Origin of the sequence: Martinezella miluonensis, from assembly GCF_900094545.1 — a bacterium.
Taxonomy (GTDB): Bacteria; Pseudomonadota; Alphaproteobacteria; order Rhizobiales; family Rhizobiaceae; genus Rhizobium; species Rhizobium miluonense.
This window is the reverse complement of the sequence record NZ_FMAH01000037.1, coordinates 23,839-44,636: the sequence shown is the minus strand read 5'-3', so window position 1 is coordinate 44,636 and position 20,798 is coordinate 23,839. Positions and strand designations below refer to the sequence as shown.

The 20,798-nt window shown below is 58.9% G+C and carries 22 protein-coding genes and 1 pseudogene; 14 read left to right on the top strand and 9 right to left on the bottom strand.

Annotation, left to right across the window (positions count from 1 at the left end):
• Positions 1-79 precede the first annotated feature (79 nt).
• The 12 genes from GA0061102_RS24540 (at position 80) to GA0061102_RS24480 (ending at position 11,802) form a co-directional block, all read left to right on the top strand.
• Positions 80-1,000: a LysR family transcriptional regulator gene (locus GA0061102_RS24540; RefSeq protein WP_092854055.1), complete on the top strand. Its 921-nt coding sequence runs from the start codon at positions 80-82 to the stop codon at positions 998-1,000.
• A gap of 98 nt (positions 1,001-1,098) precedes the next feature.
• A complete protein-coding gene (locus GA0061102_RS24535) occupies positions 1,099-2,175 on the top strand; it encodes an amidohydrolase family protein (RefSeq protein ID WP_092854054.1) in 1,077 nt (358 codons plus the stop codon).
• Positions 2,168-2,506, top strand: a complete 339-nt coding sequence (locus GA0061102_RS24530) for a metal-sulfur cluster assembly factor (protein ID WP_092854053.1) — start codon at positions 2,168-2,170, stop codon at positions 2,504-2,506. Before GA0061102_RS24535 ends, GA0061102_RS24530 begins: the two co-directional genes overlap by 8 nt.
• Positions 2,503-3,384 carry an alpha/beta fold hydrolase gene (locus GA0061102_RS24525; protein WP_092854052.1) on the top strand — a complete coding sequence of 294 codons (882 nt, stop codon included), beginning with the start codon at positions 2,503-2,505 and terminating at the stop codon, positions 3,382-3,384. Before GA0061102_RS24530 ends, GA0061102_RS24525 begins: the two co-directional genes overlap by 4 nt.
• Before the next feature lie 124 nt (positions 3,385-3,508).
• Positions 3,509-4,273, top strand: coding sequence for an SDR family NAD(P)-dependent oxidoreductase (locus GA0061102_RS24520; RefSeq protein WP_092854051.1), 765 nt, complete (start codon positions 3,509-3,511; stop codon positions 4,271-4,273).
• 26 nt (positions 4,274-4,299) lie between these two features.
• Entirely contained in the window at positions 4,300-4,989 is a 690-nt protein-coding gene (locus tag GA0061102_RS24515) for a fumarylacetoacetate hydrolase family protein (RefSeq protein WP_092854050.1), read from the top strand.
• Complete coding sequence (gene maiA / locus GA0061102_RS24510; RefSeq protein ID WP_092854049.1) at positions 4,986-5,636, top strand: maleylacetoacetate isomerase; 651 nt, start codon at positions 4,986-4,988, stop codon at positions 5,634-5,636. Before GA0061102_RS24515 ends, maiA begins: the two co-directional genes overlap by 4 nt.
• Entirely contained in the window at positions 5,633-6,931 is a 1,299-nt protein-coding gene (locus GA0061102_RS24505; protein ID WP_092854048.1) for an MFS transporter, read from the top strand. The genes maiA and GA0061102_RS24505 overlap by 4 nt, the downstream gene beginning before the upstream one ends.
• Positions 6,921-7,976: a gentisate 1,2-dioxygenase gene (gene gtdA, locus GA0061102_RS24500; RefSeq protein WP_092854047.1), complete on the top strand. Its 1,056-nt coding sequence runs from the start codon at positions 6,921-6,923 to the stop codon at positions 7,974-7,976. Before GA0061102_RS24505 ends, gtdA begins: the two co-directional genes overlap by 11 nt.
• A complete protein-coding gene (locus tag GA0061102_RS24495) occupies positions 7,969-8,436 on the top strand; it encodes a VOC family protein (RefSeq protein ID WP_159432202.1) in 468 nt (155 codons plus the stop codon). Before gtdA ends, GA0061102_RS24495 begins: the two co-directional genes overlap by 8 nt.
• 528 nt (positions 8,437-8,964) lie before the next feature.
• Positions 8,965-10,215 carry a family 8 glycosyl hydrolase gene (locus GA0061102_RS24490; RefSeq protein ID WP_092854045.1) on the top strand — a complete coding sequence of 417 codons (1,251 nt, stop codon included), beginning with the start codon at positions 8,965-8,967 and terminating at the stop codon, positions 10,213-10,215.
• 1,284 nt (positions 10,216-11,499) lie between these two features.
• Entirely contained in the window at positions 11,500-11,802 is a 303-nt protein-coding gene (locus GA0061102_RS24480) for a hypothetical protein (RefSeq protein ID WP_092854043.1), read from the top strand.
• Positions 11,803-12,189: 387 nt separating this feature from the next.
• Here GA0061102_RS24480 and GA0061102_RS24475 read toward each other — a convergent pair whose 3' ends face one another.
• From GA0061102_RS24475 to GA0061102_RS24445, 7 genes and pseudogenes are all read right to left on the bottom strand, one after another.
• Positions 12,190-12,429, bottom strand: coding sequence for a hypothetical protein (locus tag GA0061102_RS24475; protein WP_092854042.1), 240 nt, complete (start codon positions 12,427-12,429; stop codon positions 12,190-12,192).
• Between the two features lie 157 nt (positions 12,430-12,586).
• Positions 12,587-13,624 carry a fatty acid desaturase gene (locus GA0061102_RS24470; protein ID WP_092854041.1) on the bottom strand — a complete coding sequence of 346 codons (1,038 nt, stop codon included), beginning with the start codon at positions 13,622-13,624 and terminating at the stop codon, positions 12,587-12,589.
• A gap of 205 nt (positions 13,625-13,829) precedes the next feature.
• Positions 13,830-14,069 (bottom strand): hypothetical protein, encoded by a 240-nt coding sequence (locus GA0061102_RS24465; RefSeq protein ID WP_092854040.1) that lies wholly within the window; start codon positions 14,067-14,069, stop codon positions 13,830-13,832.
• The gene (locus tag GA0061102_RS33220) at positions 14,050-14,217 is read right to left on the bottom strand and encodes a hypothetical protein (protein WP_092854039.1); all 168 of its coding nucleotides are present in this window, start codon (positions 14,215-14,217) and stop codon (positions 14,050-14,052) included. The genes GA0061102_RS24465 and GA0061102_RS33220 overlap by 20 nt, the downstream gene beginning before the upstream one ends.
• Positions 14,218-14,291: 74 nt before the next feature.
• Positions 14,292-14,684 (bottom strand): annotated as a pseudogene (locus tag GA0061102_RS24455) (hypothetical protein).
• 63 nt (positions 14,685-14,747) lie between these two features.
• Complete coding sequence (gene groL, locus GA0061102_RS24450) at positions 14,748-16,385, bottom strand: chaperonin GroEL (protein ID WP_092854038.1); 1,638 nt, start codon at positions 16,383-16,385, stop codon at positions 14,748-14,750.
• 49 nt (positions 16,386-16,434) lie between these two features.
• On the bottom strand, positions 16,435-16,752 hold the full coding sequence (locus tag GA0061102_RS24445; protein WP_092854092.1) for a co-chaperone GroES: 318 nt from the start codon (positions 16,750-16,752) through the stop codon (positions 16,435-16,437).
• A 525-nt stretch (positions 16,753-17,277) separates the two neighbouring features.
• On the opposite strand from GA0061102_RS24445, the gene GA0061102_RS24440 reads away from it, so the two are divergent.
• On the top strand, positions 17,278-17,541 hold the full coding sequence (locus tag GA0061102_RS24440; RefSeq protein ID WP_092854037.1) for a hypothetical protein: 264 nt from the start codon (positions 17,278-17,280) through the stop codon (positions 17,539-17,541).
• Positions 17,542-17,851: 310 nt separating this feature from the next.
• Here the strand turns inward: GA0061102_RS24440 and GA0061102_RS24435 are convergent, their stop codons facing one another.
• Together GA0061102_RS24435 and GA0061102_RS24430 are read right to left on the bottom strand one after the other, a co-directional pair.
• Positions 17,852-19,198, bottom strand: coding sequence for a sensor histidine kinase (locus tag GA0061102_RS24435; protein WP_245298121.1), 1,347 nt, complete (start codon positions 19,196-19,198; stop codon positions 17,852-17,854).
• The gene (locus GA0061102_RS24430) at positions 19,185-19,868 is read right to left on the bottom strand and encodes a response regulator transcription factor (protein WP_092854035.1); all 684 of its coding nucleotides are present in this window, start codon (positions 19,866-19,868) and stop codon (positions 19,185-19,187) included. Before GA0061102_RS24430 ends, GA0061102_RS24435 begins: the two co-directional genes overlap by 14 nt.
• Before the next feature lie 135 nt (positions 19,869-20,003).
• Here GA0061102_RS24430 and GA0061102_RS24425 point away from each other — a divergent pair, with 135 nt between their 5' ends.
• Positions 20,004-20,675, top strand: coding sequence for a response regulator transcription factor (locus tag GA0061102_RS24425; RefSeq protein WP_092854034.1), 672 nt, complete (start codon positions 20,004-20,006; stop codon positions 20,673-20,675).
• The last annotated feature ends 123 nt before the right edge of the window (positions 20,676-20,798 follow it).

Below are 20,798 nucleotides of genomic sequence, written 5' to 3'. Positions count from 1 at the left end.
CTTTGCCGCTGTTGCCGAAATTCTAGATGTGTAGCCTTCCGATTGGGCAAGCGATCAGGCGCTTGGGAAGGAGGCGGTCATGGATCTGCGCAGGCTCCGTTACTTTGTCGCTGTGGCTGAAGAGCTTCATTTCGGCCGGGCCGCTGAGCGGGTGCATGTCGTACAATCGGCCGTCAGCCAGCAATTGAAGCTTCTGGAAGACGAACTCGGTTTTACCCTGATCAAGCGCTCGCGCCAGGATGTCAGCCTTACCTTGCTCGGCGAGGTTTTTCTTCCGGAAGCGCGCGAGATCCTCAAGCGCACGGATGAGGCAGTTCGCCGGCTTAAGGCGTCGGCCAGCGGCGTTGTCGGACGTCTTTCCATCGGCTTCGTCGATAACGTGCTATGGACCCTGCTATCGCCCATCATCCGGGATTTTCGCGAGCGTTGGCCGCATGTCGATCTCAAGCTCATTCCGATGGACCGGGACGTTCAGGTGGAGGCAATTGCCGCCGGCACGGTCGATATCGGCATCATCCCCAGCCCCTCGCATCTTGCGGCGGCGGTCAAGACCGAGGTGCTGATTTCGGCGCCCCTGATGGTCGCCCTTCCGTCGGCGAATGTCCTGGCGCTGAAGGCTGTGGTCGAGATGGCGGATCTCGCCACGGAACCTTTCGTGACCTTTCCCCTTCAAATGAACAGCCGCATCCTCGATCTGCTCAAGACGGCATGCGCGGGGGCGGGCTTTACTCCGCGCGTCGCCCAGGAGGGCGGCCAGCTACACACGCTGCTCTCCCTCGTCAGCGCCGGGCTTGGCGTTACGTTGGTGCCGAAATGGGTAGCGCAACTTCCTCAGCCCGGAGTCGTCTTTCGCGACCTGGCAGACTTTTCCACGCCGTATGAACTGCTCCTTGCCTGGAAAGGCGATGAGCCGAACCCGTCCACGGTCACATTTCGTGAGGTGGCGCATGATGTCGTGCAATTGAATCAGGCCGGCGCGTCGCGGGCCAGCAATCCATGATCTCGAATCCTGATCACGAGGTCAGTATTCCTCGTTGGACGAAGATCGCAAATTTTAGAACAATCCAAGTAACAGAAATCGAGATGGGAGGTTTCCCGATGATAGACGGCCTTAACGTGATAGATGCGGTCATCCACGCCTACAACATGGATGAGAGAAATTTTGCCAATCGCTTCGCCAAACCTTTGTGCGATCTTGTTTACGACTCGGTTATCGCTGCAGCCCTGCCCGGTTATGCGCCGACACGCAAACAATTCTATAGGGACTGGAGTATCGAGGAAACGGTCGATCAGGTTTTTGTCGAAAGCGACACGGACCTCGCGGTATACCACGCCTTGCCTATCTACTCCTTCCACGATGGCCTCTGCAGTTTCGAAAAGGCCGTCGAGGCGAAAAAGCGGTGGCCCAACCGGATGATTACCTATTGCGGCGTCGACCCGCTGACGGGCACAGCCGCGCTCGACGAACTTGAGCGCCAGGTCGAGATCCTCAAGCCCGTCGGCTTGAAACTCTATCCCAATAGCTGGGTCGGCCAGGAAATCCAAGGCTGGAAGATGGACGACCCGGAGGTGGCCTTCCCGTTGTTCCAGAGGGCGCAGGAGCTTGGCATTAAGGTGGTGGCAATTCACAAGGCGCTGCCGCTTGGTCCGGTTGCCATGGAACATTATCGCGTCGACGATATCGACCGCGCCTGCATGGCCTTTCCAGATCTCAACTTCGAGATCATTCACGGCGGCATGGCATTTGCCGAAGAAACCGCCTGGCAGCTCGCGCGCTTCCCCAATGTCTATGTCAATCTCGAAATCACCTGCGCGCTCGCCGCGACGCGGCCGGCTGCCTTCCAGCATATCATGGCCTCGCTCGTCGGCCCCGGCGGGCCGAATGCCATCGACCGCATTCTCTGGGGAACCGGCGCGATGGCTTTTCACCCGCAGCCGCTGCTGGAGGCGTTCGTGCACAAGTTCGCCTTCCCGGACGAGTTGGTCTCCGGCGCGGGCCTGCCGCAGATCGACCGGGCTGCGAAGAAGAAGATCCTCTTCGACAACTACGCCCGCATGACCGGCCTCGACCTGGAATCGCGCATCGCCGCGACGAAGGACGACGAGTTCGCCAAGCGTCGCCGTGCCGGCGTCGCAGCACCCTTCTCGACCATGAAGGAGGCAGCCTATGCTTGACGAGGCAGCAATCTACACGGCCCTCGAAAGGGTTGTGGACCCATGCTCCATCGCGACGGGCGCGCCGATTACCCTTAGGGAGATGGGCATGATCGAATCGATCGATCTCGATCGTGGCGCGGTGCGGGTAACGCTCCGGCTGACCAGCCCCGTCTGCTGGCAGGCCGCCAACATCATCGCCATGGTCGAAAAGGCGGTTGGCGCCTTGCCAGGGGTCGACAGCGTGGTCTGTGCGCTCAACGGCCGTGCACAATGGATGCCGGACATGATGCATCCGGACGCCACGGCACGCCTGCGGCGCCTGCGACCCTTGGCGGAGGTGCGGTCATGAACGCCGCAGCGAAGGTTCCTGTGGCGGCAAAGGCCTATCGCAACCGCTTCGTGAACGTCGACGGGATCCGCACGCATTACCTGGAGGCCGGCGAAGGACCGCTTGTCGTGCTGCTGCACAGCGGCGAATTCGGCGGCTGTGCGGAGCTGAGCTGGGAATATCTGATACCGACGCTTGCGGAACGTTACCGGGTGATTGCACCCGATTGGCTCGGCTTCGGTCTGACGGCGAAGATCCATGACTTCGAGGGCAAGCGGGCGCGCATGATCGCGCATATGGCGCGCTTGCTCGAGGTTCTGGCGGTCGCTCGGGCATCATTCGTCGGCAATTCCATGGGGGCAACGTTCCTTATGCAGATTGCGGCGGAACGCCATCCCGGCTTCGGCATCGACAAGCTCGTCGCAATCAGTGGCGGCGGCTGGATGCCGGAGAATGAGGCGCGCAAGCGGCTCACCCATTATGATGGCAGCCCGGAGGGCATGGTCGGCATCCTCCGGTCGCTCTTCGAAGGCAGCGTTTGGCACAGCGACGAGGATTATGTGCGCCGGCGGCATGCCCTGAGCATTGCGCCCGGCGCCTGGGAGGCGGTAGCGGCGGCGCGCTTCCGGTCGCCGAATGCGCCGGAACGCAAGGAATTCGGGCAGGCTGATGCGACCAATTATGAGGCGATCGGGGTGCCGACCCTGCTGATCGCCGGGGCCGAAGACAAGCTGCGTCTGCCCGGCTATGCCGGCGAGGTGGCAAAGCGAATTGCCGGCAGCAAGGTCGCCGTCATCCCGGGTTGCGGCCATTGCGCCAATATCGAACGGCCGGACATCGTGGGCGATCTTCTCCTCGATTTCCTGGCAGGCGAGGCCGGACAGCCCGTCGCAGCCTGACCACCGCAGGGCAACTACCAAACGATTTTTAAAACACCGACCTCGCCGCGAAAGCGGCGGCGGCGAAGGCCTGCGCCCGAAAACGGGGCAGGGACCCCATCACCAACCATTCAGGGAGTATGACATGCCCAATCGTCTCAAGGGAAAAGTCACAATCGTCACCGGTGCTGCCAGCGGTATCGGACAGGGGACTGCACTGCTGTTCGCCAAGGAAGGCGCTTCAGTCGTCGGCGTTGATGTCAATCAGGAGGCGCTGGCCGGCACCGTCGCCACCGCGAAGGCCGACGGTTTCGAGATCGACGCCGTCTCCTATGATCTCACCAGCGAAGCGGGCGCGAGCGCCCTCATGGACTATGTCGCTCAAAAATACGGCGGCATCGACACGCTGGTGACGGCGGCGGGCTTCGTCGAGTTCGCATCCGTGCCCGACATGACGCTCGCGCAGTGGCACAAGACGCTGAAGGGTGAACTCGACATCGTGTTCCTGCCCGTGCGCGCCGTCTGGCCGCACATGATCAAGCGCGGCGGCGGCAGTATCGTCAACTTCGCTTCGATCTCCGCCTGGGGTGCAACCCGCAACATGGGCGCGATCGCCCATTCCACCGGCAAGGGCGGTGTGCTCTCGATGACCCGCCAGATGGCCTATGAGGGCGCCCCGCACGGGATCCGTGCCAATTCCGTCTCACCCGGCATCATCCATACGCCGGCCGCCCAGTTCGCTTTTGACAACCTTCCGGGCTTCGAGGCCTCCATGAAGGCCAACACGATGATCGGCCGCCACGGCAAGCCCGAGGATGTCGCTTGGGCCATTGTCTACCTCGTCTCGGACGAGGCGAGCTGGGTCACCGGCACGGACATCAAGGTGGATGGCGGCCTCACGGCCTGGTGAGCCCCCCGATATCGACGGAGAGCGTCATGACGAACAGCCATGTCTTCCAGCCCCCGGCCGTTCCGACCGTCCCGGTCGTCGGCGGAGGCACCTTTCCGGTCCGGCGCATCTACTGCGTCGGCCGGAACTACGAGGCCCATGCGCGGGAAATGGGCTTTGCGGTCGACCGCGAGGAGCCGTTCTTTTTCCTGAAGCCCGCTGACACGGTGGAGATGGACGGCGCACGCATTCCCTATCCGCGCATGACCGGCAACTACCACTACGAAGTGGAACTCGTGGTCGCCATCGGCAGGGCAGGTGCTGACATTCCGGTCGAGGATGCCACCCTGCATATATTCGGCTACGCCGTCGGCCTCGACATGACACGCCGCGACGTGCAGATCGCCGCCCGTGAAAAGGGCCGGCCGTGGGATATGGGCAAGGCCTTCGACCACTCTGCTCCGATCGGCGAGATTGTTCCCGTCGCCCGCTGGAACGCCGTCGCGGAGGCGACGGTGACGCTCGACGTCAATGGCGAACGCCGGCAGGAAAGCAGGCTGTCCAAATTGATCTGGTCGGTCGAGGAGATCATCCATTGGCTATCGCGCTACATGGACCTCGCTCCCGGTGACCTCATCTATACCGGCACGCCCGAGGGCGTCGGTGCGGTGGTGAGCGGCGATACGCTCAAAGCCCGCATCGATGGCCTGCCGCCGCTTCGGGTGTCGATCACATGAGTGCGCCCCTCACCCTCCACGGCTACTACCGCTCCTCGGCCTCGTTTCGAGTGCGCATCGCCCTCAACCTCAAGGGTTTGGCCTACCGGACCGCGCCCCATCACCTCCGGCGCGGAGAACAGAATTCGCCTGACTATCGCCGCATCAATCCGCAGGGCCTAGTGCCGGCGTTGGAGATCGATGGTCAGACGTTTACGCAGTCCTTGGCGATCCTTGAATATCTGGACGAAACGCGGCCCCAGCCGCCGCTGTTGCCAAAAGACTCGGCGGGCCGGGCACGGGTGCGCGCGCTCGCACAGCTCATCGCCTGCGACGTGCATCCAATCGACAATCTAAGGGTGCTCAATTACCTGCGCGGGCCGCTCGGCCAGCCGGACGCGGCTGTCGCCGGCTGGTACAATCATTGGATCGCCGAAGGATTTCGCGCGCTGGAGGCCGCACTTTCGACAAGCGGCGAGACCGGCCGGTTCTGCCACGGCGACGCGGTCTCGCTCGCCGATATCTGCCTCGTGCCGCAGGTCATCAACGCAAGAACCTACGCCTTGGATCTCTCTCCCTTTCCGACATTGAAACGCATCGCGGACGCAGCGCTGTCGCTGCCCGCTTTCGAACGCGCTTTGCCAGCCAACCAGGAGGATGCAGAATGATACCCGTCGTAACGAATGCAAATGATACGGTCGACCGATCCGGGCGACCGAAGGGATATGAATGGAAGGCGGTGACGCTGCTGTCGCTCGGCCTCGGCCTCGTCGGCGTCGACCGGTTCATCATCGTGCCGATGATGCCGGTTCTCGCCCGCGATCTCGGCCTCGATTACCAGGATCTCGGCATCATCACCGGCGCGCTGGCGGTAGCGTGGGGCCTGTCTTCCCTCTTTACGGGCAATCTGTCCGACCGCTTCGGATTCAAGAAAATCATCGTGCCGGCCCTATTCATCTTCTCGCTGATCGCCGGGTTCAGCGGCCTTGCAACGGGCATCGTCACCTTGGTTCTAGCGCGCGTGGCGATGGGTCTGGCCGAAGGCGCCTTCACGCCCGCCAGCATCATCGCGACGATGGATGCCTCGCCGCCGAAACGGCATGGGCTGAATGTCGGCATCCAGCAGACCATGCCAGCCCTGCTCGGCCTCGGCCTTGCGCCGCTCGCGGTGACGCAATTGCTCAAAGTCGTCAACTGGCCCTGGATCTTCCTGATGGTCGCCGTTCCAGGCTTGATCGTCGCCTACCTCCTGCATCGGGTCCTGGAGCAGCCGGTGCCCGCGGAAATCGCGACCCACAGCACAACCCATGACGCCGGTACGCACCGTTGGTACGAGGTCTTCGCTTATCGGAACGTACCGCTCGCGATTCTCTGTCAGCTATTCTGGCTTACCTGCATCATCGTGGTGGCAGCACTGTTTCCGAGCTACCTGGTGGACCACCTGCACCTTAGCATGGACCAGATGGGTCTCATCCTGTCCTCCATGGGTTTCGGCGGTGCGATCGGCGCCCTGCTGCTGCCGGCGCTGTCCGACCGGGTCGGCCGCAAACCCGTCATGCTGCTGTCGGCCGTGCTCGCTTTCGGCGCCTTCTGGATTTTCGGCGGCGCGGGCGCCAATGTTACCGTGCTTTTCCTTTGCATGATGGTGGCGATGGGCAGCCTCTATGCTCTGCTTACGCTGACGGTCGGCCCCATCACGGCCGAATCCGTGCCTGCCCGGCTGATGGCCACTGGCTCCGGCATGGTCATCGGCATCGGTGAAGTCTTTGGCGGCGGCTTTGCGCCTGCCATCGCTGGCACCATCGCAAAACATTACGGCATCGAGCATGCGGCAGCGGTTCCGCTTTATGCCCTTGGCCTCGGCATCGTCGTCATCCTGCTACTCAAGGAAACCGCCCCCATCCGCCTTCGCGGCAAGACCGTCGCCGAACCCATCGCTGCAGGAGGCGCCCATGTCGGCTGATCCACACACGGCCGCCTCGACTGAGGCCCTGCGCCAGGATTTCTACGATCGGATCGGCCGCAACAACATGACGCCGCTGTGGACGTCACTCGCCGATCTGGTCACCCCGACCCCCCGCAGCCTTTGCCGCCCGGCGCACTGGAGCTTTCCAACGATCCGCGAGGCGATCCTCGAAGCCGGCGGACTGATCACGGCGAAGGAGGCAGAGCGGCGCGTCCTCGTCCTGGAAAATCCGGGCCTGCGCGGGCAATCCAAGATTACCACCGATCTCTATGCCGGCGTGCAGCTCGTGCTGCCCGGCGAGGTCGCTCCGGCCCATCGGCACACACAAAGTGCGCTACGCTTCGTGCTGGAGGGTAGCGGCGCCCACACCACTGTCAACGGCGAAAAGACCATCATGCACGAGGGTGATTTCATCATCACACCGCCGATGGCGTGGCACGATCATGGCAATCAAAGCTCTGAGCCGATTTTCTGGCTCGACGGGCTCGATATTCCCATCGTTCAATTCCTCGACGCCTCGTTCGCCGAGCATCTCGACAGGGATGAGCAGCCGCTGGATCGGCCGATCGGCGACAGCGATGCCCGCTACGGCGCCAACCTTCTGCCTGTCGACCACGGCACCGCCGGTGGCACGTCACCAGTCTTCAACTACCCTTACGAGCGAACTCGCGATGCGCTCGAACGCATGCGCCGTCACGATGCCTGGGACCCGTGCCATGGGTTGAAGATGCGCTACACCAATCCGATCACCGGAAATCACGCCATGGCAACCATCGGCACCTTCATTCAACTTCTGCCGAAGGGTTTTGTGACCTCCCGCTACCGCTCGACCGACGCCACCGTCTTCGTGCCCATCGAGGGACGCGGCCGGACGCATATCGGTGACACCGTCATTGAATGGGGCAAGCGCGACATCTTTGTCGCGCCCTCGTGGCACCAGGTTTGGCATGAGAGTAACGACGAAAGCGTACTCTTTTCCTTTTCCGATCGCCCTGTGCAGCAAGCGCTCTACTTGTTTCGGGAAGAGCGTGGCCATGCGTAACGATGCATCCGGCATCTGTGTGCATCATGTCGGGATCACAGTCACGTCCCTCGAAACCTCGTTGCGCTTCTGGATCGATATCCTCGGCTTCGAACTGGTCGGGCGCGACGAACTTCAGGACAGTGACTTCGTTCGCGACGTCACGGGCGTTTACGACGGCTCCATCGCCCTTGCCATGCTGGCGAAGGGACCTCATGTCGTCGAGCTGCTGGAATATAAGACGGCACTCGGACGCAAGGCGCTCGCCTTCCAGGCCTGCGACAGTGGTGCCACGCATCTCGGCCTGTTGGTGAAGGACATCGATGCCTTGCTTTGCGTCGCTGCGACCCATGATTGGGTCGCCTTCGGCTCGCCGCAGGTCGTGGCGAACGGCCCCTGGGCAGGCCGGCGCGTTGTCTATCTGAAGGGGCCAGACAATGTGCTGATCGAACTCGTCGAGCCAGGTCCAGGGGAGGACTGAGCGGGTGCTTGGGGTCGTCCGTTCCTGCCTGAAGAAACGGTTTTTGGCCTCAATGCCAATAACCTTGCGGATGTGCGGGCGGCGGTGGAGCAGTCCTTCTGGCAGCTGGGCATGGCTGGGGATGCGCCCCGCATTGTCGACGTCGCTCGCCCGATGGCGGCTCACCCGTCCAGCTGCGGATCTGTACCCCAACCGGAGCCGGTCCGCAGCCCGCGATCTACAATATCCACGGCGGCGGCTACGTTCTGGGCGGGGCGTATTGCTGGCGAGGAATTACTCAATCGGGATCACTGGCAGGATGCCCGAAAAGTAGAATATGGCTGCCGACGAAGCGGCCAGAACTCCAACAGGTGCTCTTTAGAGCCGCGAAGCGCAACGACTTCCGCACGGCTTGGCTCAAGCCGACAGCCAAACATTCAACACAGAATTGATTAGATTGCGCTCCACAACGACAATGATCAGCGGAAAGCGATCCGTTGGTTTTCGCATCCGCTCGCCAAGAAAGACCCATGTAAATCCGGGGGATTTATGAAAATCGGAAAGAGCCTCTATACGCTTCTTATGACGTTACCGCCGGCATTGGGGATTTCCGCGGGTGACGCCCAATCCGCCGAGGGTATTCGACCCACAGGCTTTACACAGCAACAGCTGGATCAATCCCTGGTTGATTTCTACAAAAAATGGCGTTCAACTTATCTCGTGCAAGACTGCGGAAGCGGCCGTTACTATGTGGGTGTAACCGCCGACGGCAAGTCGGTCGGGGGTGGGACGGCAAAATCCACGATCACCGTTTCCGAGGCCCATGGTTATGGGATGCTTATTTCAGTTCTGATGGCAGACTTCGATCCGGCCGCGCATGCGGTGTTTGATGGAATGGTCCACTATTTTCACGACCATCCGGCCAAATCAGGTCCTGGTCTCATGGCCTGGAACCAGACCAAGGGTTGTGGCAATGCGCGCGAGGTTGCCGGCGACCACAGTGCCACCGACGGAGACCTTGATATCGCCTATGCGTTGCTTCTTGCAGATAGAAAGTGGGGCAGTGATGGCAACTTGAACTATCGCAAGGAGGCATTGAAGGTCATTGCCTCAATCGGCAAACACGAGATCGATGCAGACAGTCGCTTCGTTCGCATCGGTGATTGGGTCGATGACGCAGATGAAATGCAATATGCCCCCGTCACTCGATCTTCCGACTTCATGGTCTCCCATTTCAAAGCTTTCGCCGGCGCGACGGGTGACCGCACTTGGTATGCGGTACGTGATGAAACATATTCGATCATCGACAAGATTCGCAGCAAATACAGCTCGCAGACAGCATTGATGCCTGATTTCATCGTTGGCCTCCCGACGGCGCCGCGTCCGGCTGGCGCTAATTTTCTCGAAGGACCGAATGATGGCGCCTATTCCTGGAACGCTGCGCGCTATCCATGGCGCATTGCAGTTGACTACCTGCTCAATGACGATCAGCGGGCACTCGCAGCGCTCCGACCCCTCAATAGTTGGATCAAGCGCGCAACCAATGGTGATCCGGCCAATATCGCCGGTACTTACAAGCTCAGCGGCAATGCAGTCGCCGAGAGTGGTCGTGGTGCAATGGCCTTTGTATCGATGTTTGCTGTATCCGCATCCATTGAAGCAACGAACCAGAACTGGTTGGATGCACTATGGACTGACATGACAAAGCGAACAGTGGAAAATGCAGACTATTACGGCAATACGCTGAAACTGCTTGCGATGATCACTATCACCGGCCATTGGAGGCAGCCCAACCCGTAACAGGGTGGATTCGCCACGAGGTTGAAAGATAAGGCGCGGAGTGGCCTCCTGGCGGAAATGATGGCAGTTGCACAGATCGTTGTGCGGACTTAGCGCTGGGCATCAAAACATTACCGTAGCGGACCGCTTTCTCCCGCATCATTGTCCAGATGTCTGTTTTTCAGCTGGACGAGGTCTTGCGATTGAGATGGTGATCAGCGGCTCGCGCCTTAAATCGAAATGGTCACCCGGCCCAGAGATCAGAATTTTAGGCAGCGCCCTCACTGACAGTGACAGTTGGGTTGTCTTCGCTGCCGGACCAACGTTCGGCATTTGCCCCTATTGCGTGCGGCGGACTCTAAGCCGGCACGGTTGGTCTCACCGAGGCCCTCAAGATCTGCCGGCGCACGGCAAGACCGAGATGCCAAAGCCTTGATTAAGCCGCCGGCGATGCACGGCACAAGAATGTAGGCGCGAAACGTCAATTATAAGTTGCCGACAACTACTCAGTCTCAAGCTGAAGACGCCAATCGTACAAGCCGTTTAAGCGTCCCTAGCTTGGTCATCCTCTCCGCAACGACTCGATGAGGAAACTAAATTAATCTTTCATAAAATTTATAAATTTTTTCCAAAAAATCGTGCTACTGTACCCAATTACTAGAAAATAATTATAACAAGGAGCAGAAATGAAAAACATTGTTTTCACCAATACATCGCGCTTAACGCGCCTGCTGATTGAGACATCCGTTTTGATCGCTGTGACCGTCGCCATTCTGAGCATTAGCCTTCCACCAGTTCACCTTTGGTTATGATCATGTCTAAACGCTTAAAGCGATTCACCTGCCCAATCCGTGAGAAGACCGAGACGGTCTTCCGGCCGATTACCACTGGTGACGTAGCCGGCCGGCTCGAAAAGGCCGCGCTTCTTAAGGCCCTAAGGATAGAGCGCGACCGGCCCACCCGTCCTCAAACTATACGCTGACGAACGCCTGAATGAGGAGAATGGCCCCCGCCGCAATTCCGCCGGCAGCCGCTCCCGCGCAATGAATGCCGATTATTCTTTTGGCGGGAATGTAGTGAAGCATTTGGAGCTGACCGTCGCAATTGCTAGCCTTGCTTTTGCGCTTACCTCATCGCCGGGCGCTCGAACTTGCGAAAGCAGCACAGCGCCGGGGGACAGATTTGCCGGCTCGATGTGAGTACCTTTTAGTTGAAAAATGTAAAGCAGACTCAACTTATGCATGATAATCTCAGCTCATGCGACGATTACATGTATTTGTGGGTAGGCTTTCGATGGAGACGATCATGGAACAGTTGAAACGTCTCGCGCAGGGAAAGTTGTCGCAAAGCCAACTTAAAATCATAAAACAGGTGTTCGATACGGCGACGACACAGAGCTGGTTCGACGACACTGACTATAGCCGAGAGGGTTTTGCTGTCGGGTTGGTCGGCCTATTTCGATACGGGATAGTCAATCCGACGCAGCTGGAGAGGATCGCCATGTTCTGGGCATTAAGCGACTTCCAACAAAACATGCCCAGTACCCAGCGGGCTAAACTGAGATCACTCTACGACCGGTACGAGCCGCAGCCGCAAGCTTGCTCTTGAGGGATAGGGCGAGCGCTGCCTTTGAGAGCAGCGCCCGTTCGCCATCTCATGTCGCAACCACTAATTTGACAGCAGATCGATATGTATTTCGCATCCAATTTGTCGTGAGGCGTACCCAGCGAATATTCCAGCGGCAGCACGATGAGACGCGGTCGCATAATGTGGCAAGCCACTGCCGGCTGGGGAAAGTGCGCTGGTCGAGACCCCATGGGGCCGATGCAAGTCCATCATCGGACAGCGGCCACGGGCTTGATCGCTTTGTGGTAAGCAGACGGAAGTCGCCAGCGGCTGTCCCGTTCTCAACCGCATACTTGCCTGCGTCAGCCGGGATCTGTCTGGCACAAAGAAACGACCGGATTGCCAGTCCCACCAAAGAACGCCATCCGCTCATGTCCGGATCCATGAACCAACACCAAGGCTAGCCAATCTTTGTTGCTCTGCCTCGACCAGCTCGGCAATCCGCTCAGGCGGTTCGTTAACAAGCGTTTTCTTCGGATGGCCATTGTTGTCAAGAAAGTCGAAATATAGCGTGGAACCTTTCTGAGTGTCGTGACGCATGTAGTGCGTAACGTGGCTCATATTGAATCTGGCAATGGGACCGTTCTCGATCGATAGCGTGATCCACATTATTCATTCTCCCAAAGTTATCTCACGCCAGTCTTTAGAACACGCGGCCTGGAGGTTCATCACATGACTTTCAGCGCGCCTTCCAACAGCAAGCTGATTTTGCAACAGAGCCCGGAACAACGCGCCTCATCCATGATGACCGGCTAAATCGCCGCTATCAGGCGTGCCGCAGCTTTGCAGCATCGCGAAACGAGATCAGGCGTCGGCTTTGTTCATCCCAGAGAACCAGCTTTACGCAACGCAGGCTCTCCATCAGCGTGACGCGGCCGATGCCGGCCAGTTCGGGATGGTCTCTCAGCACTTCCGGCAGCCGGTAATAGGGCACTCTGCTCGACAGGTGATGAACGTGATGGATGCCTATATTGCCGGTGATCCAGCGAAGAGCGAGCGGCAGATCGTAATGCGACGCGCCATGAAGGGCCGCATATGGAAACTGCCATTCCGGTTCTTTCGACCAATGCGTTTCCTCGAACTGGTGTTGCACGTAGAAGAGCCATATGCCTGCGGCCCCCGCCAGCAGAGCGATCGGCAGATGCACCAGCAGGAAGGGCAGGATTCCGATAACCCACATCAGTATCGCGGAGAGGATAGCGATTGCCAGGTTCGTCGCCATGGTGGATATCCATGGCAGGGAACCGGATCGCATCATGCCGAAAGGCAGTCGCTGCTTGAACAGGAAAAGCCAAGCCGGGCCGATGCCGAACATGATCGCCGGATGCCTGTAGAGCCGGTAGTTAAGCCGCCCGAACCACGATAGGGCGCTATATTCCGATACCGTCAACGTCGTTATGTCGCCGACGCCGCGCTCATCGAGATTGCCTGCCGAGGCGTGATGCTCCGCATGCGCCCGGCGCCAATAATCATAGGGCGTAAGCGTCAAGACACCGATCACGCGACCTGTCCAGTCGTCGGCGCGTCGACGCGCGAAGAACGAGCCATGGCCGCAATCGTGCTGGATCATGAACAGACGCAGCAGAAAAGCCGCTGCCGGAACGACCAGGATCAAGCCGGGCCAGAAGCCGTAGTGAACCGACGCCCATGCGCCGACCCAGAAAAGCGCGAACGGGATGGCGGTCGCCGCAAGCTCGACAATGCTGCGTTTGAGATGCGGCTGACGATATCTGGCGAGGATCTTGAGCCATGCCCTTTCGTTGGAAAGGAGAAGGTTTGGGTCGCGGTCGGTGGTCTCGATCAAAGAATAATTCCACGCATGGTAATGAGTGCCGGGAAGGCGACGGCCATCGCTATGGCAGACCTGATGAGGAATAGCGGATAGTCGAAGCGATAGATCTCATGAACAGTGTTCATCGTTGCCGGATCTCTGGGTTTCGGAATGGGTCTGTAAAGGGCGTCAGCTCGGCGGGCGTCACCGCCCGCCTCGGCGCTATTCCGTGTGGACTTCAGCTCTTGTGTTTGCCGCCCTGCGGGCTGCTTTTCGCGGCGTCCTTGAGCTGGTTGGCGAAGCTTGCTTCTGTTTTTACCGTCGTCTTTTCCTGTTTCGGCTTCCGCGCCTCGCGGTTGCTTCTCAATTGTCCTTTGGCCATTGGGGCGATCCTTTGATCGTTGAAATTGATGGAGCCGGCCTCAGGATGAGGGACCGGCCGAAGCTTAAGCATGCGCTCAAATGAGGCGATCGTCATCAGTCGTTTCAGATGCGCGACGATGTTTGGCGTCTGTACTCGTCTTCTTACTCTCTTTTTTTGTGGAATCGCGGACTGGCTCCGCGCTATTGGTTTCGGCATCCTTCGGCAATGGCTGCGGATCGGGCTTTTTCTCGAAACGGATCACTTGTTATTCTCCTGCTCTGACAAATTATGGAGCGCTCCGCTCAAGCATGAAGGAGCGCATCCGGGAACTGGTTCTTACGTAGCGAGAGCGGTGGTGCAGCCCTGAACGCTGCGGCAAGCGAGCGAGGTCTGCTCTCGCATGGTTGCCCAGCCACCGGCTTCGACGAACTGATGCTTCTTACGGCTGCCGGTGATCACCTTGAACTCGATGAGTTTAGTGGTGGCATCCGGCGCGGCGTCGAGGCGTTCGGCATAGATGGCGGACGCCAGGTTCGCGCGTGCAAAGTCACTCGCTATTGCTGCTGTGGTGCGCGGCGTGCCAGCGATCACCAAGCCACTCAGTTGAAGCCGATGACGATCATTGCGGCCGCCGTGACGACGTAGGCCCACACAGGGATTGTCTTGGACGGGGCCGGTAGCTGTCGAAGCGCTGGCTGATGATGTCTTGCCGCTGCTCTGCATGGCTATTGGAATTCTCCGCATTTGTTGTTGTTCAGATTTCCGCCCCCGGCCACGCTCCAGGCACGGTTCTCAGTATCCCATGCCACCCATGGCGTCGTTTCCGGCGCTGTGGGCTGATTCTCTCACGGGAATATCGGCGATCATGGCTTCGCAAGTGATAAGAAGTGCCGCAATCGAGCCGGCGTCCCGCAATGCGGTCCGCACGACCTTGGCGGGATCGATGATGCCGGCCTTGATCATGTCGACATAGGTTTCCGTCTGCGCGTCGAAGCCCTGGTTGTGATCCTTGCCGTCGATGAGTTTTCCGATAACGATCGAACTTTCGACGCCGGCATTGTCGGCGATCTGCCGGATCGGCGCTTCGAGCGCACGACGTACGATCGAGATGCCCGCCGTCACGTCGGCGTTCTCGCCTGTCAGCCCCGCCAGCACGGATTTCGCACGCAGCAGCGCAACGCCGCCGCCGGCAACGATACCCTCCTCAACTGCCGCACGGGTGGCGTTTAGGGCATCGTCGATTCGGTCCTTCTTTTCCTTGACCGCAAGCTCGGTCGCGCCACCGACGCGGATCACTGCAACGCCGCCGGTGAGCTTTGCCAGGCGCTCCTGCAGCTTTTCCTTGTCGTAGTCGGAGATCGTCGTCTCCACGATCTGTGCCTTGATCTGCCGGGCACGGGTCTGAATGGCCTCTTTGTCGCCGGAGCCGTCGATGATCGTGGTTGTGTCCTTCTCGATCAGCACGCGCCTGGCGCTACCGAGCATGTCGAGTGTCACGTTCTCCAGCTTGATGCCGAGATCCTCGGAAATCATCTGGCCGGCCGTCAGGACGGCGATGTCTTCCAGTATGGCCTCGCGGCGAGCGCCGAAACCCGGTGCCTTGACGGCTGCGACCTTCAGGCCGCCTCTCAGCTTGTTGACGACCAGCGTCGCAAGAGCTTCGCCCTCGACATCCTCGGAGATGATCAGCAGCGGCTTGCCGCTCTGCACCACGGCCTCGAGGATCGGCAGCATCGCCTGCAGGTTGCCAAGTTTATTCTTGTGGATGAGGATGTAAGGGTCGTCCATTTCCACCCGCATCTTCTCGGTGTTCGTCACGAAATAGGGCGAGAGATAACCGCGGTCGAACTGCATGCCCTCGACGACATCGAGTTCGGTCTCTGCCGTTCTGGCCTCTTCAACGGTGATGGCGCCTTCGTTACCGACCTTGTCCATCGCTCTGGCGATCATCTCGCCGATGGCGGCGTCGCCATTGGCGGCAATCGTGCCGACCTGCGCGATCTCACCCGAAGACCCGACCTTGGTGGCGCGCGCCTTGATTTCCGCAAGCACGGCGGTAACGGCGAGATCGATGCCGCGCTTCAGGTCCATCGGGTTCATGCCAGCCGAAACCAGCTTGGCGCCTTCGCGGAAGATGGAGGCGGCAAGCACGGTCGCCGTCGTCGTGCCGTCGCCAGCAAGCTCATTGGTCTTGGAGGCGACCTGGCGCACCATCTGCGCTCCCATGTTCTCGAACTTGTCTTCCAGTTCGATTTCCCTGGCGACGGTGACGCCGTCCTTGGTGATGCGCGGAGCGCCGAAGGATTTGTCGATGACGACGTTGCGGCCCTTGGGGCCGAGCGTCACCTTAACGGCATTGTTCAGCAGTTCCACGCCGCGAAGCAATCGCTCGCGGGCCTCGGTGGAGAAGATGATTTCCTTGGGAGACATGGTCTTTGCCCAGTTCGGTCTTGAGGTAAGGGATCGAAAATTCGACGGGTCAGTCGGCCTTGTCGGCAGTCGCGACGGTCTTTTCGATGATGCCCATGATGTCGGCTTCTTTCATGATCAACAGATCTTCGCCGTTGATCTTGACCTCGGTTCCGGACCACCTGCCGAAGAGGATCTTATCGCCGGGCTTGACATCGAGAGGGATCAGCTTGCCGCTTTCGTCGCGAGAGCCAGGGCCGACGGCGATCGCTTCGCCCTCCTGGGGCTTTTCCTTGGCGGTATCGGGAATGATGATTCCGCCCTTGGATTTGGTGTCAGCTTCGTCGCGCCGGATAGCGATGCGGTCATGGAGCGGGCGGAATATCATGAGAAATCTTTCTGCTGCCGGCGCATAGAGCGGCTGCAACTGTTAAATAGTATCGATGGTGCTCGATTGATAGGAGTGCTAGGAAATATTATTCGATAAGGAGAGATATGCGAAAATAATATCTGGAATACCGCATAATTTTGACGGTAAATTCCAAGATGGTCATTTGTATTTTCTTGAAGTAATAATACGAGAAAGATATTTTATTATTATATTCAATTTAGATTTTTCTGAGAAAAATCAGGAAAACGCTTGAGCGCCTTGATTGAAACTCAATCGGGGATTAACGATGAGTTTCGTTGATTTGGCCCATCTGGCTTCGCGGTGTCAGAGACTACGACCCGCCATGCACTCCGAATTCTCGATAGCGAATGCATCGCGCCGTTTCGGCACGCATGTCGCTGCGTTCGAATTGGAATGAACCCATCGCTGACCGCGGATCTGTCGGCAGCCTCGGGATCGTTCCTGTTCTAATGCGAATGACAGGGGAGCCGCATCTATGTGTTCCCGCGGAGATTTGCCATCATGAACAATCGCACCACGCAAACCGTCATTTGCTTTTCTTCTCCGTTCCTGTTGCCGGGCTTTGAAGCGCCTCAGCCGGCTGGAGACTATCGCGTCGATTACGACGAGGAGCCTCTCGAAGGCGCTTTCCGGCTGGCATGGCGACGTATCGCTGCCTTCATCTATTTGCCGGCGATTGCCATGCAGGGTTCGGCGCGACAGATGGTGCCGATCAACATATCGGACCTCGAAGCCATCCTCGAAAAGGACCATCAGCAATCGTGACTGTATCAGCTATTCTACGGCGCAATGGCTGCCCGATCCGCCGTGCCGCTGCGACACATATCTTCTCGGTTGGACAATCCGTCCAGCTCCATAACAAGGCTTTGTCCCGGTAGTAGAGATCACAGGGTCTACAGTTCAATTCCCATCAGGAGCAGCAGTCTTTCCGTGATCGCTTTCGGCCTTAGCGGACGTCGCGTCGAATTTCGGGCGATCATTTTACCGGGCAGGGTGACCGTTTCGACTTCAACAGTGTGGATGCACTGCAGAGGGGAACCGCTCACGATTTCTGGTTTCTTGCGACAAAGCAACCCTAATCGGTTGCCAGACGAACGCAGGTGCCAATATTTGGTGTTGTGATTTCAAGGCGCATGCCGTGAAGCCTCGCAATGGCCGAAACCAGGCTCAATCCCAGTCCATTACCAGGGGCATGTCGGCTTTTCTCGGCTCTATAGAAGCGGCGAAGTACGGCGTCGGCGTCTTCTGCGCGGATCCCTATGCCCGTATCCTCGACGGCAACAGTCGCAACGCGCCCGTTTCCTTCGACACGGACGGTTGCTCGCCCATCCCTTGGCGTGAACTTGATCGCATTGTCGATCAGGTTGGCGATCGCTTCGAAGATCAAGCTGGGGTCGCCTGAGATAACAGCAGGCTCGTCGGTGCTTGAGGCATATGCGAGAGTGACGCCGCATTCCTCGGCCGCGGGCTCAAAGAAATCGACGGCATCGCGTGCGATCGCTTTCAGATCGATGTCAATGAAGCCCGACCTTCGCAAGCCATCTTCCACCTCCGAGATGCGCAGGAGCGCACCGAACGTCTTCAGAATACCGCGAACCTCCTCGAGCGATTCATCGATATAGCCGTGATATTCTTCGATATTGGTGGCGCGCCGGCGCGCGCGCTCAAGGCTACCCAGCAGGCGCGTGAGCGGAGTGCGCATGTCGTGGGCGATGTTATCGCAAACGCCTTTCACCTCCTGCATCAGGCGCTCGATCTCGTCGAGCATTTCGTTGACGACATTGGCGAGACGATCGATGTCGCCACCGGCGCGGCCTGTCGGCAGTCGCTGTTTGAGGTCGCCCTTCATGATTTGCGCGGCAGCGCCGGACATAGCGTCCAGCCGGCGAACCGCGCCGAAGCCGACGGCAATGGCGCCTGCAAGTCCGAGTAGCGCCGTCGTCAGCGACGCGAACAGCGTCGCATTTTCAAGGCGTTCCCGAAACTCACGCTGCTCATGCAGACTTTGCGCAACGAGGATGGAGCCGCCGTCAGCACGGCGATGTAGCAATCCCCTGTAATGATCTTTCCTTGCCGCGCTGTGGTCTGCGAAATCGAAGGGGGTGTCAAAGACAGCTTTTTCCGGATAGGCGAGCGGTACACCCGCGATGAGTTTGCCATCCTGATTGAAGAGAGAAAATGGACGCTCTGCGTTCGTCAGGTCTTTGCTGCGGAGTGAAAGGCGCGAGACGATCGCGTCTGCCGGCAAGCTTTGAAGCGATTGCATCTCGCGCGTGAGCCATTCGTCGCTTCTCTGGTCGAGAAAGTCCCGCATCTGCCAATCGACAAACAGAAACAGCGCGCTTGCAGCGGTGCCGAACACGAGCAGGAAGGCAAGCGCCAACCGGAAACCGCTTGTTCTAAAAAGTTCAATTGGCCGCATCGAGAACATAGCCTGAACCACGAAGCGTTCGGATCATAGGCGCAAGGCCAGGCAGATCCAGCTTCTTGCGAAGTTTGCTGATATGGACATCGATGACATTCGTCGCTTCGCCGTAGCGATAGTGCCATACTTCCTCGAACATCATCGTGCGCGTGACGATTTGGCCCGAGTGCCGAGCGAGATACTCAAGCAACTGATACTCCCGTGGTAGAAGATCGATAACGTTGTCGGCCCGGCTTGCGGTATGCGTCAGAAGATTGATTTCAAGATCGCCGACCCTCAAGACGGTCTCCTGGGTGGCGCTGGTGCGCCGGCGCATGAGGACGTCCAGTCGCGCCGTCAATTCAAGCGCTTCGAACGGCTTCGTCAAATAGTCGTCGCCGCCCGCCTTGAGGCCGCGGACTCTCTCATCAACTGCCGAAAGGGCGCTCAAAATTAGAACTGGCGTCTGTACCGAGGCGGCGCGTAAAGCTGCCAGCATCCCAAGTCCATCAAGGGCGCCGGGCAACATGCGGTCCAGAACGATAGCGTCAAATGTGCCTGAAATCGCCTTGACCAGCCCGTCCCGGCCATCGAGCGATTGCGTAACGGTGCAGCCGTGGTCCACAAGTGCTGCCTCGATTTCCGATGCCGTCCCCAGGTCGTCTTCGACCACGAGTATCTTCGACACATTTCCTCCAAGAACGCTGACTAGTTTCCGCGTATTATCTAGATAATCAATGTTGAATGTTCGTTCGCCTGAACATGAAATCAATTTCATCTTCGCGAGCGCTCGGAATCATGTGTTATCTTCAACGAGGAATGAATGCGCCTGCTGGTAGTTGAAGATGATGACCGAAGTGCGGCCTATTTGAAGCGCGGGCTTTCCGAATCCGGGCATGTCGTCGATGTCGCGAGCGATGGCGAACTCGGCCTCGCGCTCGCGATGGAGTTGATTTACGACGGCCTGGTCGTTGATCGGCTGCTGCCCAAGCTCGACGGCATCGAGCTCGTGAGGCGCCTTCGCGAGATGAAGGTCAATGTGCCGGTGATCATGGTGAGCGCATTGGCCAGCTCGATGGATCGTGTGGAGGGATTGCGCGCCGGCTGTGATGACTATTTGGCCAAGCCCTTCTTCTTTTCGGAGCTTCTCGCCCGCGTCGAGGCGATTACAAAGCACTTCGTAAATGATGGTCATGAGAATATCTTGGTCGTGGGTGACCTGTCGCTCGACATCCGGCGGCGGATCGCGCGCAGGAACGAGCGCATCATCGATCTGCAGTTCAGGGAATTCCTGCTTCTGCAGACCCTTATGCGCAACGCCGGCTCCGTCGTAACCCGTTCCATGTTGCTTGAGGCCGCCTGGGACTATGCCTTCGATCCTCGCGGCAACATCGTCGACATGCATGTCCATCGTCTGCGCAAGAAGATCGACATGGGTGCAACGACAAGCATGATCACCACGGTTCCGGGCGCCGGATATCTCATCAAGCCATGAACCCCGCCATCGGCGAAACATAAAAAATTTTTCATCCTGGCGCGAATTGCCAGCCACTTGCGATCCGTCAAATTCCAAGCAATGCGCGGCGGGCGTTATGCTTCCGCGCAAATCCAAGCGCTT

Bases quoted from the DNA above. Each gene is read 5' to 3' on its own strand.
- GA0061102_RS24540 (WP_092854055.1), top strand. From the start codon at position 80: ATGGATCTGCGCAGGCTCCGTTACTTTGTCGCTGTGGCTGAAGAGCTT.
- GA0061102_RS24535 (WP_092854054.1), top strand. From the start codon at position 1,099: ATGATAGACGGCCTTAACGTGATAGATGCGGTCATCCACGCCTACAAC.
- GA0061102_RS24530 (WP_092854053.1), top strand. From the start codon at position 2,168: ATGCTTGACGAGGCAGCAATCTACACGGCCCTCGAAAGGGTTGTGGAC.
- GA0061102_RS24525 (WP_092854052.1), top strand. From the start codon at position 2,503: ATGAACGCCGCAGCGAAGGTTCCTGTGGCGGCAAAGGCCTATCGCAAC.
- GA0061102_RS24520 (WP_092854051.1), top strand. From the start codon at position 3,509: ATGCCCAATCGTCTCAAGGGAAAAGTCACAATCGTCACCGGTGCTGCC.
- GA0061102_RS24515 (WP_092854050.1), top strand. From the start codon at position 4,300: ATGACGAACAGCCATGTCTTCCAGCCCCCGGCCGTTCCGACCGTCCCG.
- maiA (WP_092854049.1), top strand. From the start codon at position 4,986: ATGAGTGCGCCCCTCACCCTCCACGGCTACTACCGCTCCTCGGCCTCG.
- GA0061102_RS24505 (WP_092854048.1), top strand. From the start codon at position 5,633: ATGATACCCGTCGTAACGAATGCAAATGATACGGTCGACCGATCCGGG.
- gtdA (WP_092854047.1), top strand. From the start codon at position 6,921: ATGTCGGCTGATCCACACACGGCCGCCTCGACTGAGGCCCTGCGCCAG.
- GA0061102_RS24495 (WP_159432202.1), top strand. From the start codon at position 7,969: ATGCGTAACGATGCATCCGGCATCTGTGTGCATCATGTCGGGATCACA.
- GA0061102_RS24490 (WP_092854045.1), top strand. From the start codon at position 8,965: ATGAAAATCGGAAAGAGCCTCTATACGCTTCTTATGACGTTACCGCCG.
- GA0061102_RS24480 (WP_092854043.1), top strand. From the start codon at position 11,500: ATGGAACAGTTGAAACGTCTCGCGCAGGGAAAGTTGTCGCAAAGCCAA.
- GA0061102_RS24475 (WP_092854042.1), bottom strand. From the start codon at position 12,429: ATGTGGATCACGCTATCGATCGAGAACGGTCCCATTGCCAGATTCAAT.
- GA0061102_RS24465 (WP_092854040.1), bottom strand. From the start codon at position 14,069: ATGACGATCGCCTCATTTGAGCGCATGCTTAAGCTTCGGCCGGTCCCT.
- groL (WP_092854038.1), bottom strand. From the start codon at position 16,385: ATGTCTCCCAAGGAAATCATCTTCTCCACCGAGGCCCGCGAGCGATTG.
- GA0061102_RS24445 (WP_092854092.1), bottom strand. From the start codon at position 16,752: ATGATATTCCGCCCGCTCCATGACCGCATCGCTATCCGGCGCGACGAA.
- GA0061102_RS24440 (WP_092854037.1), top strand. From the start codon at position 17,278: ATGAACAATCGCACCACGCAAACCGTCATTTGCTTTTCTTCTCCGTTC.
- GA0061102_RS24435 (WP_245298121.1), bottom strand. From the start codon at position 19,198: ATGCGGCCAATTGAACTTTTTAGAACAAGCGGTTTCCGGTTGGCGCTT.
- GA0061102_RS24425 (WP_092854034.1), top strand. From the start codon at position 20,004: ATGCGCCTGCTGGTAGTTGAAGATGATGACCGAAGTGCGGCCTATTTG.